Origin of the sequence: Microcoleus sp. AS-A8 (assembly GCA_039962225.1) — a bacterium.
Classification (GTDB): Bacteria; Cyanobacteriota; Cyanobacteriia; order Cyanobacteriales; family Coleofasciculaceae; genus Allocoleopsis.
Genome location: JAMPKV010000009.1, coordinates 18,232 through 35,457, shown reverse-complemented (window position 1 = coordinate 35,457; position 17,226 = coordinate 18,232). Strand labels below are relative to the sequence as shown.

Here is a 17,226-nt window from a genome sequence, read left to right as displayed (position 1 = left end):
GAAAGTTTATACAGTAAGCTTTTTAACCTTTTTCAACTGGATAGTTATTTCTGCCATGCTGCACTAGGGGCGATCGCATTGTTATTTCTCCCGCCTAGTTGAAGATGCGATCGCTTCCGCCAAAGCTACCTTAAGACGAGCATAACTATTCCTCTGACTTGCCACGAACTCCTTGAACAATCCGGGAAAGTTCACTCTTTTCATCCACAGCAATACGAGTGGGAGAACCACTGATAATTCGTTCATAATTGCGGAACGAATCTTTAATTTCTGGCCCCTCTTCACTGATCTTATACTCGCGAATCGCTGTATCGTGCCAGGAACCTCGCATTTTAAAGACGTTAATGGCACGAGACATTTCTCCTCTAATTTCCACGTATTGCAGCATCAAAATTGTGTCCGTAATCGTAGAAATATGGGAATCTGTAATTGAGTGGGAACCCATAAACTGGTCAGTTGTATTCGTGAAAAAGCCAGTAATTTCTTCTTGCTTAGCGTAGCCAGTTACACCAATTACAAATTGCCGAAAAGCGTTATTACTGACTCCCCGTGCCAACGCCGAAAGCGAATCAATCGCAATTCGTGACGGTTTGAACTCGGCAATCTCCGATTTAATGATTTGTAAATGGTCTTCTAAGCCTGCTGATTCGGGATAAGTACAGAGGATTTTGAGTAAGCCTTTGTGTTCCAAATCTTCAAAATCAATACCCCAAGAATAAGCATTCCGAGATAGCTGAGCTCGTGATTCTTCGTAAGCGAAAAGTATAGCGCGATCGCCTCTTAAGCAGGCATCTTCAATAAACTTGCTAACTAACAAGGTTTTGCCCGTACCCGTAGCACCCGTTGCCAGAATAATTGAGTCTTTGAAAAAACCACCGCCGCACATTTCATCCAGAGTTTTAACCCCTGAAGAGACACGGGTATTAGAAGAGCGCTGAGTCAATCGCATCGCTCCTAAGGGGAAGATATTAATACCCTGATTCGTCATCGTAAAGGGGTATTCCCCTTTCATGTGAGTTGTACCGCGCAGCTTGAGAATTTCCATAGTACGACGGCGACGCTCTCCTTCTAGAACGTTACGCACAATCACCACATTATCTGAAACAAACTCCTCTACCCCAAACCGCGCCACCGGCCCATACTCTTCAATTCGTTCTGTCGTCATTACTGTGGTTACGCCAATTTGTTTAAGGCGTGCCACTAAGCGAAAAATTTCTCGCCGTACTACCGAGGCAGCGTCATACTGCTGAAATATCGCGGTAATTGAGTCAATAGAAACTCGCTTGGCTTTGTATTTGCGAATGCCATACTGAATCCGCTCAATTAAAGCAGAAAGGTCAAAATTTCCAACAACTTCTTGTCCCTCTGGATCAGGTGAAGCGTCTAATATAAACAGCTTGCCATCATTAATTAACTTTTGTAAGTCCCAACCAAAACTATATGCATTTTTAATGATATCTGTAGGAGATTCTTCAAAGGTAACAAAAACACCGGGGTCGTCAAAGTAGGCAATACCGTTATAAAGAAACTGAACGGCTAACAATGTTTTACCCGTGCCTGATGTCCCACTGACTAATGTGGTTCGACCAACCGGTAGGCCCCCATGACTGATATCATCGAAGCCTTCGATCAACGTCCGTATTTTTTGGACTCCCATCAATGCAGATTCGTCTGGCTTTGGCTCAGTGGGGTTAAGTTGACTCATATTTATCGATCTAAAACAAGATATTACTCAAAGAAAAAGAAATCTATGTATTTTACCCTATACAGACGCCCAGTCTGTTAATATTGCTATTTTCTAATCGTCGGCTTCTCCTTCCTGTAACTCTTCGTAAAGTAAATCCAATCCGATCAAGACTTTTTCTCGGTCTGAAAGATCACCAATAATTTTGCGGACAGGAGGCGGCAAGACTTTCGACAGAGTGGGAGTCGCCAAGATTTTATCTTCCTCAGCTAACTGTGGGCTTTTTAAGACATCAATTACCTTGAGAGCATAAACTCCTTGAAATTCCTGTTCGAGAATCGTTTTTAGTGTTCTCAAAGCCCTGACGGAGTTGGGTGTGTTTCCAGCCACATAGAGCTTCAAAATATAAGTTTTCTTTAATGGACTCATAGGGAAAGTAAAGAGCAATGAGCAATCAGTAAGGAGATGGAGCAGAATATAAGAATGACCTGGAATAAGCTCCCACTAAAACATGTATAGTTAGGAGCCTCACTAAAGCTTATCGCTAAATTCCGCTTTTATGACTCTCTGGGGATAGACCGACGATACATTTCGCCTAAGTGAGCAATGACATCAATCAGGGTCAGGCGGTAGTCTAGTAAAATCTCCTCACTTCTCCCTTCTAGCTTCAACTGTTTAGAAAATTCCTCCATCAGTTCCATATGAATTTCGACAATCCTCGATACTGAAATATCGGCAAAAAAGGATTTATCAACAAAGTTATCAATTCTTTGATTGAGAGTATTGTCTTGAGAAAAGTACTTCAGAACAATCTGACGATACTCTGATTTTAAATTTTCTAAGATCTTTTGCCTCTCGTGAGGCGGTAAGTGGCGTAGAAACAGCTGCGGGTTTCGTTTGTAGTACACACCTAGGTATCCGAGTCGCTCCTTGAGTTTTTCAGATAATCGACGCTGCTGCTGAAGCAGGAAACTGCGGTTTGATAGCTCAGTAGCGATCTCATCCGTGGTAAATAGATGGGGTAAGCTAAACACAGGAGACAGAGTGACAAACTGGGCGATCGCCTTGTCAATAAAGCTCGTGAGTTCAGGCAATTGGCTAAGACTGAGACGAACTTCAGCAGCGTGGAACAAATAATTGGTCTGTGCTGAGGAAGAATTATTGGTTGTCTGATCTGGAGGAAGTGGGCTGCTGTTCGTTGTGTACAAAGAAATTTCTTTGGATTCTTTGGGCAAAATAATCACAGGGAGCAGCGTTCCTTGTTCACATAAGTGGTGAATCACGTTCCTTAAAGAACCACTATCCTCTAAGACTAAGCAATCGATCTGGTGTTTATGTTGCTCAATCACATCAAGAAAATTAGATTCTGAACTAGCGGCGAGCCAAATATAGCGATCGCCACTCAGAATCTGACTCAATGACTGAGCCAGGGGTTCAGAATTCACAAAGGTACAGACAGTTAGTTGGGGAGGCAAGACAATATAGTTTAAAAAACGAAGGATTGCTTTACAGCGTTACATCAGTCTTATGGGGTACATTTTAACAATTTCTTTAGAAAAATACTTAACAATAATTTAAGCCATCTGTGAATTGTAAGTAATTGTAATTGCTATGCCATCCATGCCCCCGATCGGGAGCAATAATTGAGCAATACCTATTCCTTCTGCTTTAGCCTAAAATTTTCTGCTTTAGCTGATTTAGCTATAAACAGCTTCATTTTCAGTTCAGACGAGGAGGTGCTGCGTTTTTAGCCATCCTCTTCGTATTTCAGCAAGATTGGTCATATCCATGCCAACTCCCAGTCTCAAAAAATTTGCTCAAGCCGCTCCTGTTTGCTCACAAACATCTGGTCTTGCTGACGTGCTGGAGATTTTTGCCTCCTCAGGGTGTCATGCAATTGTTGTGGTCAGCCCACAGCATTGTCCCTTGGGAGTCGTCAACCTGTCCCAAGTGATGCCTCACCTAATCTCCGCACGGCAGTCAGGGGAGTTTCCCCTCGCGATGACAACTAGAGATAGCAACAGATCTATCTCTGAGCTAGAGCCGCCGATTATTGAACCCTTGGCAATCCTACCAGCTCAGTTGAGTTTAAGCCAATTCTGGCCCTATCTCCAAGAGTCAGAAAATAGCCTGACGCGGAACTGGGGAGGTTTGGCACAGGGGAGCCAAAGCTTGAGTGATAGCCTGAGCAGCCCAGCCCCACAGGAGTTGGCGGGATGTAGCCCGGATGGCAGAGAAGGAGAATTTCACTCCCGAACTCAGTGGGGGTTCCACAACCCCTACGGAGACTCCCCCCCGACCTCATCCTCTTGCTACACGCTCACCCCTTCAGCCCCAGATCGGATGACCCGCTACGCGCAGGCTCCGCCAACGCCCCGTTCCGCCAACGTCCCCTTGAACTCTCACCGATTTACTCCAGATCCGGTTCCCTCCTCCTATGAATGTCGGTCATCTCCTCAGCACTGGGCATTAGTAGACGAGGAGGGTAAGTTCCTAGGATTGCTCAATAGCTGGCGGATCTTAAAATCCTTAGCGCCAAGCTCTGCCCAGCATGAAACTACGGGTCGGGATGAACAGCCCCAACCCACGAACCTCAAACCGTTAGTGCAACTGTTAGAACACTTGCCCTTACCCTTAAGCATACAAACGACAACAGGGCAAGTGCTGGCTCAAAATCTCATTTGGCGTCAACAGATTGGAACATCGCCAAACTTAGACTGGGTCAGACGCACGACGGCTGCCATGTTGGATTTTGGAGCGAGTGAGCCATGCTCTACGGGGGAGAGTGTTTCTAGATCGGATGGTGCCACCACCCGACCGAATGAAGCCAATCAGGCACCGTGTGAATCCCTCTCGTCTGTTCCTAGGAGGGTTAAACAACGAGGTAAGACTGGCGAACAAGCAGGAGTTCAGTACTTCTGCGCCATGGATACCCCTCGCTTGCCAACGAGCGTTTCTACACAGCAGGTCATCTTATCCGCACCACGGATGAGCCAAACCCAAAAACCCTCGACGCTAGGGCAAGCCTCTTCCCAAACACCGGAAGCGCTGAAAAACACTCAGGAGCGAGTCTTCTCCTTTGTCAAAATTCCCCTATCGTCTGCGGTGTTTGAGGGAGAAAAAGCCCAAGCGTGGGAGGATGTATCAAACCTTACCTCTTCCTCCTATCCTGCGAGCCTCTCCGACCTGTGTGTTGTGCTGGCTCAAGACACCACAGAGCAGCAGCAAGTGGCCAAAGAACTGGCTGCCAAAAATGCAGATTTAATCCACCTAAACCGACTGAAAGATGAGTTTTTAGCCTGTATTAGCCATGAGCTGAAAACACCGCTCACCGCTGTGTTGGGTTTATCAACGCTGTTGAAAGACCAAGCCTTGGGAGAACTCAATGAACGTCAAGCCCGTTATGCTCGGCTGATTTATCAAAGTGGGCGTCAGCTCATGACACTGGTCAACGATATTCTGGATTTGACGCGGATGGAAACCGGTCAACTGGAATTGACCTGTGAGCCAGTACAGATTCAGAGTGTATGCGATCGCGCCTATTCCCAAGCCGGTCAACTCCAGCAAGAGAAAGAGCAACAGGAAGACCCCACAACAGAAACCAAATTTACCCTAGAGATTGAACCCGGTTTAGACACGCTTGTTGCCGACGAGCTACGCCTACGCCAAATGCTGGTGCATCTACTGTCCAACGCCCTCAAATTTACAGATGTCGGCGGTGAAATGGGCTTGAGAGTCAATCTTTGGGAAGGCTGGATTGCTTTCACCGTCTGGGACACCGGCATTGGCATCCCACCCGAAAAGCAGCACTTGATCTTTCAGAAATTCCAACAGCTAGAACAACCTCTGACTCGTCGCTTCGAGGGAACGGGTCTGGGATTGGTCTTAACTCAACGCCTTGCACGCTTGCACGGCGGAGATGTCTCGTTTATTTCCAAACCGGGTGAAGGCAGCCAATTTACCCTACTCCTACCCCCCTGCCCCCCTCAATCCAGGGGAGTCGATGGGGAGATTTACCCCTGCCCGATGCCTAATGCCCAATGCCCCATCCGCAACCGTTTGGTGTTAATCGTCGAAACCGTCCCTCGCTACCTGGACAGTTTAACCGAACAACTGAAGAGTCTGGGCTATCGGGTGGTGATTGCCCGTTCCGGTACGGAAGCGATCGAAAAAGCCCGTGGCTTGCAACCCCGTGCCATCTTACTCAATCCCCTCCTTCCCCAACTTTCCGGCTGGGATGTCTTGACTCTCCTGAAGTCAGATGCCCAAACTAGTCACATCCCAGTGTTGGTGACCGCAACACAGGCTGAAAAACAGCAAGCTTATCAAAACAAAGCGGATGGCTTCTTAAGCCTACCCGTGCAAAAGCCAGCCTTGCTCCAGAGCCTCACGGGATTGGAAGAGCCGGAGTCTCCGACCAGCAGCAAGGGTTTGACGATTCTGCACCTGAGTCCTGTAGAGACGTACCCTCAAACCCCTGTCGATTTGCCAACATCCTCTGACTCCTCTAACCTCAGTTATGGAATCACTGAGATCTTGAGTCTTCAGCATTCAGACCTCAATTACCGAGTTCTCGAAGCCGATGATTTAGAGCAGGCCGAATTATTGGCTCGTGTTTGGCAGCCTGATGTGGTCTTGCTTGATGCGGCGAAGATTGCAGATTCGCTCTCATACTTAAAACAGTTCACGTTATATCCGGGCCTGCTCTCTATACCCCTGGTAACGTTGGATCACCAGACCACAGAGGCGGCTAATCAAGTCACAGGTCTTTCAGTCTATCCCTGTTTAGCACCCGATAACGCTTCAAAAATCACGGCTTTGCTGCAAGTCCTGCAAGTGGCGGCTGGGATGAGTTACATGCCCAGCATTTTAGTGATGGATATTGGGGAGCGGGGGGGTATGGAGGTAGAGGAGAACTCCTTATCTCAACTTTTACTCAGCCAAGACCCCACAATCAACCCTATGTCTTTCTGTTCCTCCGGCTGTGCAGGAAGCGATCGCGAAAGCGTTGCGGAACCTAACGGTTCCCCATTGCTGGGTTTGAGTCAGCCGGGTGCGAAAGGGTTGCAGCACGAAGTCCCACAGGAAAGCGCAGATCGCACACAGACGGAGTGTTATGCCTTATCCTCAGGAGGACAAGAATGTCTTCCCTGCCAGACGTTTCAGCGATGCCTTCACGCAACGGGTTCTTCTGTCAGTCACGTTGAACGGGAAACGCATGTGATTCACAGCAGGGTCACTCCGCAGGAGCTAAATCACCCACAAGCGAGGCAGAGTCGAAGGGTACGAAGTGCAGGGGGTAAGGGGAGATATTCCCAAATGGCCACACCTTTAAAACCTCAATCTTCTTGGCTGCAAGCCCTGATGCAATATCTCCAAACCGCCGGGTTTAGAAGCGTACTTTCCTGCTCTTGGACAGAAATATATCATCAACTCCAAGAGCAAAGTGTGGACTTACTGCTGATTCGGATTAAGGATATCAGTGATGCTTCGGGGTTGGTGAGCGGACTCCTGGCTCTGACTCAGCTACAAAAGCAAAAGCTACCGCCAATTTTAGTGCTGGATCATCGATTAAATGCCGATAGTCCAGTGGTAGGGGCGCGATTATCACTAAGGGAGCAAGCGATGATGGGGAGGGGTGACTCTACATCTAATCTGGACTCGCTACTCACGGCTGTCGCTACTCAAATTCTGCGTGGACATTCCCTGTCAATGACTCAGTTATTGGAGCAGATCAATCAGGCTTTAGGGATGTGATTTCGCATTCGTTAGCATCGGAGTACTATGATTTTTTAACGCAGAGGGTCACAGAGGTTTCGCCAAGGGACGCACAGAAGGCGAGGGCGAGTTTTTTGTTAATTCCTATTGGATAGGAAAGAATAGGATTCCCTGATTGTTCAGTCCTATAAGTGCGATCGCGAATTCCCCATCTAAAATGTATGATTCAGGTGGGTCGGTTCACGAGTCAGTCGTCGGCTGGTTTGGATAAGTGAATATCTGATTAGTATGATAACTATCGGTTTGTCGTAGCCCGGTCTAGCCATGCAAAATACCCGTCTCAATAATCTGGTGAATGGAGCCTTGGCAAGATTCGGGCGATGGTTTGCTAATCCTTGGCGACACCTTTCGCTGGTGTTAATGAGCCTGTTGTTGGGGACTTTCCTCGGCTCGGCTATTCCATCTACAGCAGGGCAAGCTGCTAAGTTGGATTTGGTGGGAGCTGGAGTTTTAATTCTTTTTACCGAAACGATTAGTTGGATTGTGTATGGTAAAAGTCTGCAACGGGGGCTATCGACTGAAAATTCTACTGGGCGTTCTCTGTTGACGGAAGTCCTGAACGCTCTGAAAATTGGTATGACTTACAGCATGTTTGTAGAAGCCTTTAAACTCGGCTCTTGAGAGTATGTCGCAAGCGGATAGCTCACTGGTTCAAATCCTCAATCACTGGACAGCAGGACAAACACCAAGCCATGTGGAGTGGCAACATTTAGCCACTGAAGCCCTAAAATCACCACAATGGACAAAGGCTTTTGGCCTCACACCTGCCCGTGTGGCAGACTTGATTCAAGTGCGATCGCCTCTACTGATGCCAGAAGCGCAATCGCCTCTGGAAGACACGTCACTATCGCATCTTCTCCAAGCCGTTTACACAGATCTTCTCTCTCTGCCGTCTTTTCATCCTCCGACAAAACTCACTGGGGAAGCCGCAGAAATTTCCCAATCCAAAATCCTTTTATCCCTCCTATGCCTCTGGCTCCCCTTTGCCTTACAACTGGCGACCTTAAAGCAACAACTAGGGCGTCCTGTGATCCAGGGAATAGTAGGGGGACAAGGAACTGGCAAAACTACTTTAACAGTGGTTTTAAGTTTAATTCTTGCTCAATTAGGCTACCGCACCCTTAGTCTTTCCCTGGATGACCTCTACAAAACTTACGCCGAACGGCAACAACTCCAAGAACAAGACCCCCGCCTGATCTGGCGCGGGCCACCCGGAACCCATGATATTGATCTGGGTATAGAGCTATTAGACCAACTGCGTCAACCCAACCAATCCAACCCCATCCTCGTCCCTCGCTTTGATAAATCTGCCTGGGGAGGTGCTGGCGATCGCACGACTTCCGAACCGGTAGAAGGGATAGATATTATCCTGTTTGAAGGATGGTTTGTTGGGGTTCGACCCATTAACCCAGCGCTCTTTGACGCTCCCACACCCCCACCGATTCAAACCCTTGCTGATCAAGCATTTGCGCGTGATATGAATCAGGGACTCCAAGACTATTTACCCTTGTGGGAACGATTAGATCGCTTGATGCTGCTCTACCCAACTGACTATCATCTCAGTCAACAATGGCGGCGTCAGGCGGAACAGCAAATGATGGCGACGGGGAAATCGGGAATGACAGCATCACAAATTGATCGATTTGTCGAGTATTTCTGGAAATCACTTCACCCAGAATTGTTCATTACGCCACTCACTCACAATCCTAGCTATGTAGATTTAGTTGTGGAAATTTATCCCGATCATACCCCTGGTGCCATTTATCAACCAGGTAATCCTTAGAGGTAATTGCTCAAGTAAATATTAATTGAAAGTAGTAACAGACTCTCAAAAGGCGGTGCGTTATACTTCGTTAACGCACCCTACTGTTGCAATTAACCAACTTCGCTAGATTCATCGGAAGGGAATACAAGGGGTGCAATGAAGGCTGTGAAAATGCCTCCCATCACCAAGATTTCAGCAATGATTAGGACAGTATTTCGTTTCATCACGCTAGTGTGGTTAACTTCTTGAGAGTCAGGAACGACTAAAAAAAGAACGTATTTGCTGAAGCCAGGTAGCCGGTGAATCTTCGGGACGATATTTAAATTCAAAGATTGAAACGATGAGTGGCAAACCACCGACCTTAATACTCATCAACAGGTGCATGATTAAACAAACCATCAGTATTACCCAGCCTGTGAGGTGCAATTGATACCAAATCTGGTCTAATTCCCTAGTCGGAAGCCATTCTTCTTTCATCATTCTGCCAGTGATTAACGCCCAGGTTGCAGCGAGTAACATTAGCGTATTCACGATACGGTGCAGGCTATACCACCAAATCGGTTTACCTATTTGTGTGAGTTTTGCGAATGAGTCGGATTGTACCAAACGTTTATGACCCACATGAAAACTGTATAAGGCAAAAGCAGGCATCATCAGAAGCAAGGCTAAACCAAAGGTGCCATGAATCCCAATAATGTCATTAATTTCTGGTAGTGGTAGCTTAATCAATCGTCCATCGAAGGTGTTATATACCCAAAATGAGGTGATAATGGCTAACAAAGCAATCAGAGCATTAACTCCATGAAGGAATCTGAGTAATGAAGGCTGATAAGGTTTAGAGTCGGGCATTCTCATCTCCTTGCAGACTGTAAACCAGAACTTTGTACTTTCCTATTAGCATGACAGCAAGCAAATTAATTCTCTTAAACGCCTTCTAAGATGGCAACATATCCGAAAATGAGAAATAATAATCCACCGATTGCCGTAACCACCCGTTCAGAAATTCGACCGGCGATTAAACGTCCCCCAATCACAGCGATCGCCGTACAAATTCCATGCCCCAATATCGCTCCAGTGGTGACGCCAAATGGCTGATAAGAAGCAGCTAAAGCAATCGTACTAATTTGAGTGCGATCGCCCCACTCGGCTAAAAATGTCATCACAAAAGCTTGGAACAAAATTGCCAGATTGGGAGACAATGACCACCCCTTAGCAGGCATCGTGATTGTTCCTCCCTCGCTCTGTTGAGCTACCGCACAGGCCGCTTCTTTTGCTCCTGAGTTTTCTGATTTAATCGGCATTCGACTAGCATCGTAAATCAGTTTTAACCCAAAGCCGATAAATAAAGAAATTTCACCAAAATGAATATAATGCTTGGGAAGCAAGGATACTATCTGCCCTAACATTACAGATAGCAAGGTCATGGCAGCTAGGGCGGCTAAAACACCCAAAAAGACCAAGCGTCGTGAATGGCGCATAGCCAAAATAACAGCAATAAAAAAAGTTTTATCGCCTAACTCAGAAATAGTAATCAGTAATAGACCTGCCGTAAAAGCTGCTAACATTCTCTCAAGCTCCTCTCAATTTCCAGCTGACCGGATAGAGCTTGATGAGACGCCTAAAACCTCACCAAGCTCACATCCGATGTGAACTCAGTGAAAGTCTCGCTCCCAAGTTTTTGCAGTTTCAGCCCAGAACCCTGCCTCATGCTGAACTGAGAGTTAAAACTTGTCACCTGAACCAGGCTTTTCGCCAGTATGTTGATTCAGGTGTCCTGGTCAATTGGCTACCAGGAGCTACTCCCTTTCAATACTATTTTTTTTATATCATAAATTAACGGTTAAAGGAAGAGGCTATTGGCTGAATGACTAAGTCAATCTTTTTCATTTTTGGTTCATTTTTAATTCATTTTCAATTCATTTTTTTTGAATGAAGTGGGGATAAATGACTTTGCGCTCAACAGTTGTCTAGGGGCTTAATAACTCAAGTCAGTTCAGTAAGGTTGCTCCAAATGTTCTTATTTCATGATTAAAGATGACTCAGCAATTCCTCGCTAGGGCATCCGTCCTTTGTGTATTTACTTAGAATTTGACACTTCCACAACTAGGCTTCCCGCTCATTCGTGGGACTTGTGATAGCCATGGAAAAAGCGTCTGTGTAGCAACAAAACTATGACTTGGTATCACTTTGATACTTTTAAACGAATGCCTGGATTGGGCCACTAGACCATTGTGACGATTCAACCAAATTTTTTGTTAAGTTTCAGGTAACTTGAAATAGGTGTAGTTAAAGTTGGTTGGGAACCTAAAATTGACGAAAGTTGACTAAGGCGGGAAGAAAGAGCAGTTATTTGGGAAAGCTCGAAAAACGATCCACAGCCAAAGGAGTGTCACAATGGCAAAAGTAGCAATTAATGGATTCGGCAGAATCGGCAGAGCCGTTTTTAAAATCATTCAGGACAATCCCGATTTGGAACTCGTAGCGGTTAATGACCTCGTTCCACCGGAAAATCTGGCTTATTTACTCAACTACGACACCGTCTATGGTCGGTCTAAAAATAAGGTTGAGAGTGATGAAAATAGCTTGATTATAGACGGAAAACATTACAAAGTTGTGAGTGAAAGAGACCCGGCTCAATTGCCTTGGGGGAGCTTGGGAATTGATTTAGTCTTTGAATGTACAGGTCTTTTCACCAATAAGGAAGCGTTAGAAAAACACATTCAGGCGGGTGCAAAATCCGTGATTCTTTCGGCTCCCACGAAGAGTGAAGGAATCGAAACGGTAGTATATGGGGTTAACCATGTCCCAGAATCCGATAACATTTTCTCTTGTGCCAGTTGTACCACCAACTGTATTTCACCCGTAGTGGAAGTGATGGGGCGTCGAATTGGTATCAAGAAAGCAATTCTGACAACTATTCACGCTTATACTGCCACTCAGGCAATTGTGGATGGGCCAAGTAAAAAGCAAGTGCGTGAAGGACGAGCGGCAGCGGCTAACTTTGTTCCGAGTACAACAGGAGCTGCGATCGCAACCACCAAAGTGTTACCTCAGTATAAAGGGAAATTCGATGGTGTAGCCGTTCGTGCCCCGATTCCGGTGGGTTCTATCTCTGATATTGTCTTCGTCACCGAAAGACCCACAACGGTTGAGGAAATTAACACTATTTTCCGAGAAGAAGCCGAAAGCGATCGCTATAAAGGTATCATGAGCGCTTCTGATGAAGAAATCGTCTCCTCTGATATTGTGGGTGATGCCCACGCTTCAATTGTTGATTTAACCATGACCCAAGTTGTTGATGGTGACTTGGTCAAAGTCATGAGCTGGTATGACAATGAATGGGGTTATGCCAATCAAATGGTTCGCGCCGCGGTTGAAAAGGTGAAGGCTTAATGTTAATTGCCAAAAATCCCTTTTTAGCGTCGGCATGACCGGAAAAGTCCTCTCAAAAAGGGGATGAAAGATAGTAAAAATAGGGAAATTGAACCTCACCTATTTCTACAAGCAAAAACAAGGGTGGGCAATGCTCACCCTCTTTAATCTTGAATTTATGCTGAGAGTGTTAGAGAAAACATTCCTTTGGCAAGAATACGAGTATCATTGTGTGGGAGTTCCGTGCCAATGACGGAACATCAATCAACGCCGAACTTAACGGTAGGGCTAACATCGTGAGAGCTTAATTCTGCTAAGCGTAGATTGAAATTAAATCGAGATAACAGCTATTTCTCTAATCGAAATGTAAAGGAACTCTCAGGGGTCAACGTCATTTATTCAAGACTCTGTTAAACGTCCGGAAGGGCAGAACTATAAAAGGTAGAAGGCAATGGACACAATAAGTACAAAAACTCTTGACAGAGTAGACGTGTTTATGCGTAAAACCAAAATTATCTGCACTCTTGGGCCTGCCAGTTCTGACTATGACACCCTCAAAGCCATGGTCGAAGCTGGGATGAACGTGGTTCGGCTGAACTTCTCTCATGGCGAACACGCGACCCATCTAGAGTACATCCGCACCGTTCGCAAAGTTGCTGCTGACCTCAAACGCCCAATTGCCATTCTTCAAGATTTACAAGGGCCTAAAATCCGCGTTGGGGACATGGAAGATGGCGTCGTTCTTCAAGAAGGTGAGAAGACGACGATCACGATGGAAGATATCCTCGGCACAGCACAACGGTTTAGTTCAACCTACAAAAGCTTAGCTCAGGATGTGAAAGCAGGAGACGCCATCCTGCTCAACGATGGCTTACTCAAACTTAAGGTAGAGCAGGTGAGTGGGGATGAGATTCACTGCACCGTTATCTACGGGGGAGAGTTAAAAAGTCATAAGGGAATTAACCTCCCGACCGGTTCAATCTCAGCTCCTCCTCTAACCGATAAGGATAAAGAAGACTTGATGTTTGGCTTAGAGCAAGGCGTGGATTACGTCGCCTTGTCCTTTGTGCGGAAAGCCTCTGATTTGGAGCAAGTCCGAGAGATTGTGAGAAGCGCTGGTAAATCGACTCACATCATCGCCAAAGTGGAGCGTCACGAGGCGGTAGAAGATATGGAGGCAGTTGTGGCGGCTGCCGATGTAATCATGGTGGCGCGTGGAGACTTGGGCGTGGAAATGCTCTTGGAAGAAGTTCCTCGCATTCAGAAGACCTTAATTGACACCTGTCACAGCTATCAAAAGCCCGTGATTACTGCAACCCAGATGCTGGAATCGATGATTCAAAACCCTCGCCCAACCAGGGCTGAGGTTTCTGATGTTGCCAATGCGATTCTGGAGGGTACAGATGCGATTATGCTTTCGGGCGAAACCTCAGTGGGTCGCTACCCGGTAGAAGCGGTGAAGACGATGGCGAGTATTGCCGAAACCACCGAGGACCGTTTGGCGGCGTCTTCGATGTTCATCAATGGGAAGCGGGAACACACGATTTCCAACGCGGTTGGGTATGCCGCTTGTCAACTGGCGCAGAATATTAATGCTAAGGCGATTATTTGCTTCACAGAACACGGTTTCACCACACGCCTTCTCTCTAAGTATCGCCAGCAGATTCCGGTGGTTGCTGTCACACCAACCGAAGAAGTGCAGCGTCGGTTGACACTTTACTGGGGTGTTCAGTCTTTACAGTTGCAGGAAGTTCATAACACAGACGCCATGATTATTTTGGCGGAGCAAGCGGCTCTCCAACATGGATTTGTGGAGAAGGGAGATATTGTGGTGATGATTGCAGGTTTGCCCCTGGCAATTACGGGTGTTACGAATTTAATTAAGGCACACCGAATTGGGGAACAGGTGGCGATTTAACTGTTTTTGACTTGAGAGAAGAGCGTTTGGTAAAGAAAAACCCTGTAGGGGCACGACATGTCGTGCCCTTACCGTGTAGTACAGGCAACTGAGAATTGCTATAGAACCGGGTTCCAGATAAGCAATAACCTGCGGGAAAAATACCTCCAAGAACTCCACAAAGAAAGTGGAGACAAGTTCTTTGAATAAGCTGATCGCCTTTAAGTCAAAATAGCGCCACCCATGAGCTTAGAGTAACGATATTCCAACTCCTGTTTCATCAAAGGCCAACTCTCCAAGGTGTCATCCTGGATAATGATTTTCTCCGCTGCATCCCGTGCCAAATTTAAAACGTCTTGGTCTTCCACCAAACTGGCTAACGCAAAATCCGCTAACCCTGATTGTCGCTTACCCAATACTTCCCCCGGCCCCCGGAAGCGCATATCCATTTCAGAGATAAAAAAGCCATCCTGGGATTGTTCCAACACACCCAAACGTTGACGGGCTGTATCCGTTTTGGAACCGCTCATCAGTAAGCAGTAAGATTGGTGAGAACCCCGACCGACACGACCTCGCAACTGGTGCAACTGAGATAATCCAAAACGCTCGGCATTTTCTATCATCATCACTGTAGCGTTGGGGACATCCACACCCACTTCAATGACGGTAGTCGAAACGATGATTTGAGTTTGGTTGTCCCGGAATGCATTCAGCGCCTCATCCTTTTGGGCTGAACTCATGCGACCATGGAGCAAACCAACCTGACATTCTGGGAAAATACTTTCAGACAGTCGTTGATGCTCTTCAACCGCTGATCGCAAATCCAATTTTTCTGATTCTTCAATCAGGGGCAAGACAATATACGCTTGACGCCCTTGCACAATCTCCCGACGAATCAGCTCATAAGCATGGTTGCGTTCCTTCCCTGATAGTACGGTGGTGTGAATCTGCTGACGTCCGGGCGGCAATTCATCAATCTGACTCACGTCCAAATCGCCGTGTAAGGTTAGTGCGAGAGTGCGGGGAATGGGCGTTGCTGTCATCGTTAGAACATGAGGAGACTGGCCTTTTTGCTGTAAACGCGCCCGTTGCTGCACGCCAAAGCGATGCTGCTCATCAATCACGACTAAACCCAATTGTTGGAAGTTCACGGTGTCTTGAATCAGAGCATGAGTCCCCACCAACAGGGGTAATTCACCGGTTTCAAGCTGAGCATGAATTTGGCGGCGCTTTTTGGTCGTCGTGGAACCAGTCAACAATTCGACTGGCAAATGCAGCAGGTTGAACCAGCCGACGAGTTTACGATAATGCTGTTCGGCTAAAACTTCTGTCGGAGCCATCAACGCAGCTTGGTAGCCGGATTGAATCGCTGCCAGGATAGCGAGGACAGCCACGACGGTTTTCCCTGAACCCACATCCCCTTGCACTAAGCGATTCATCGGGGTAGAGGATTGCAAGTCGTTGAGGATGTCGTTAATCACCCGTTTTTGAGCATGGGTGAGCTCAAAGGGGAGGAGTTGATGGAATCGGTCAATGAGTTGACCCGTGGGAGCGAGGGCTGCACTGGTTTCTTGTCGCTTTAGAGCCTGACGGCGTTGGAGAAACCCTAATTGTAAATAGAAAAACTCATCAAAGACTAATCGGCGTCGGGCTGCCGCCAAGATATCACTATCGGCGGGAAAATGGATATTTGCGATCGCATCACTCACCCCTATCAACCCGTACTGCTTCCGCAAGGCAGATGGAAGCGGCTCTTTCAGTTGGGAAGCATAGGGAAGCACTGCAAGCACAGCCAGTCTCACAATATCCGCAGGTACACTCTCCACGAGCGGATACACCGGCACGACTCGACCAATTGTCAGAGAGTCTATGGTACCGTCTGTGTGGTCTAAAACTTCCAGTTCTGGGTCTTCTAAGGTCAAACCATACTTATTCTTCTTAACTAAACCCGATGCTGCCACTACCGCCCCAGGAGGATAACGATACTTGTGTTGTTCCTGCCAACCGCGATGACTGTAACGAGTACCCGCAAAAAAACGATTGAGTTTAATCTGACCCGTTCCATCTTGGAGTAACAGCTCGAAAATCGTTAATTTCTTATTTTTAGGGCTGGTGAAGCAGTTACAGCGCTTGACGGTTCCTACAATCGTCACAGTTTCGCCAGCTTCCAGGTTACAGATATTCACCTGACGCGCATAATCAATGTGGTCACGAGGGTAGTAGTAGAGGAGATCTCGTAGTGTTATTAAGCCCAGACGTGCTAAATACCCACTTCTTCTAGTACCAATTTCTTCTACCTCAGAGAGGGATTGGTCAAGATTCAGGGTCGGAATTGCCGTTACTTCAGTTTGAGGTTGAACTAAGGGAGTCGTGCGAGGGATTTTAAGGTTAGGGGATTGTGATGGTGATGTAGCGGCTGCACTCTCAGCGTTTAGGCGCTGAGTATCTTGCTGGAGTTGATACAGAAATCGGCGGGTATCGGCGACCAGATGTTGCCGTTGTTGCAGCGTCATCTGGGGATAAAGGGCAAACTTGGCAGCGGTTTCTTGCCACTGGCGTCTCTCCGTTGGCATGAGGTTGTCAGGCGTTTTGCCAAAACAGAGGCAAAGAAATTCACTGAAGCGATATTGGTTACCCACCAAGTCACTAAAACCTTTGTCCGCTTCTATGGTAAGAGCCTTTTGCAGTCGCAGCCAATCGGGTGATTCTATTGCCACAATTTCCCCCTCT

General features: G+C 46.9%; 11 protein-coding genes. 5 read left to right on the top strand and 6 right to left on the bottom strand.

Annotated features, from left to right (window positions below; translation table 11 throughout):
- Window positions 1–145: 145 nt before the first annotated feature.
- The 3 genes from kaiC to NDI48_15675 form a co-directional block, all read right to left on the bottom strand.
- A complete protein-coding gene (gene kaiC, locus NDI48_15685) occupies window positions 146–1,705 on the bottom strand; it encodes a circadian clock protein KaiC (GenBank protein MEP0832615.1) in 1,560 nt (519 codons plus the stop codon).
- A gap of 93 nt (window positions 1,706–1,798) precedes the next feature.
- Window positions 1,799–2,113: a circadian clock protein KaiB gene (kaiB, locus tag NDI48_15680; GenBank protein MEP0832614.1), complete on the bottom strand. Its 315-nt coding sequence runs from the start codon at window positions 2,111–2,113 to the stop codon at window positions 1,799–1,801.
- Between the two features lie 128 nt (window positions 2,114–2,241).
- Complete coding sequence (locus tag NDI48_15675) at window positions 2,242–3,129, bottom strand: circadian clock protein KaiA (protein MEP0832613.1); 888 nt, start codon at window positions 3,127–3,129, stop codon at window positions 2,242–2,244.
- Window positions 3,130–3,472: 343 nt separating this feature from the next.
- On the opposite strand from NDI48_15675, the gene NDI48_15670 reads away from it, so the two are divergent.
- The 3 genes from NDI48_15670 to NDI48_15660 all read left to right on the top strand — a co-directional run bounded on the left by NDI48_15670 (window position 3,473) and on the right by NDI48_15660 (window position 9,245).
- Window positions 3,473–7,441 (top strand): ATP-binding protein, encoded by a 3,969-nt coding sequence (locus NDI48_15670; GenBank protein MEP0832612.1) that lies wholly within the window; start codon window positions 3,473–3,475, stop codon window positions 7,439–7,441.
- Window positions 7,442–7,726: 285 nt separating this feature from the next.
- Window positions 7,727–8,083 (top strand): DUF565 domain-containing protein, encoded by a 357-nt coding sequence (locus tag NDI48_15665; GenBank protein MEP0832611.1) that lies wholly within the window; start codon window positions 7,727–7,729, stop codon window positions 8,081–8,083.
- 4 nt (window positions 8,084–8,087) lie between these two features.
- Complete coding sequence (locus tag NDI48_15660) at window positions 8,088–9,245, top strand: glycerate kinase (GenBank protein ID MEP0832610.1); 1,158 nt, start codon at window positions 8,088–8,090, stop codon at window positions 9,243–9,245.
- 234 nt (window positions 9,246–9,479) lie between these two features.
- Here NDI48_15660 and NDI48_15655 read toward each other — a convergent pair whose 3' ends face one another.
- The gene (locus NDI48_15655) at window positions 9,480–10,076 is read right to left on the bottom strand and encodes a cytochrome b/b6 domain-containing protein (protein ID MEP0832609.1); all 597 of its coding nucleotides are present in this window, start codon (window positions 10,074–10,076) and stop codon (window positions 9,480–9,482) included.
- 74 nt (window positions 10,077–10,150) lie between these two features.
- Window positions 10,151–10,792, bottom strand: coding sequence for a TMEM165/GDT1 family protein (locus NDI48_15650; GenBank protein MEP0832608.1), 642 nt, complete (start codon window positions 10,790–10,792; stop codon window positions 10,151–10,153).
- Between the two features lie 829 nt (window positions 10,793–11,621).
- Here NDI48_15650 and gap point away from each other — a divergent pair.
- Window positions 11,622–12,620: a type I glyceraldehyde-3-phosphate dehydrogenase gene (gene gap / locus NDI48_15645; protein ID MEP0832607.1), complete on the top strand. Its 999-nt coding sequence runs from the start codon at window positions 11,622–11,624 to the stop codon at window positions 12,618–12,620.
- Window positions 12,621–13,095: 475 nt separating this feature from the next.
- The gene (pyk, locus tag NDI48_15640; protein MEP0832606.1) at window positions 13,096–14,517 is read left to right on the top strand and encodes a pyruvate kinase; all 1,422 of its coding nucleotides are present in this window, start codon (window positions 13,096–13,098) and stop codon (window positions 14,515–14,517) included.
- A 200-nt stretch (window positions 14,518–14,717) separates the two neighbouring features.
- Here pyk and recG read toward each other — a convergent pair whose 3' ends face one another.
- A complete protein-coding gene (gene recG, locus NDI48_15635) occupies window positions 14,718–17,213 on the bottom strand; it encodes an ATP-dependent DNA helicase RecG (GenBank protein MEP0832605.1) in 2,496 nt (831 codons plus the stop codon).
- Between the last annotated feature and the right edge of the window lie 13 nt (window positions 17,214–17,226).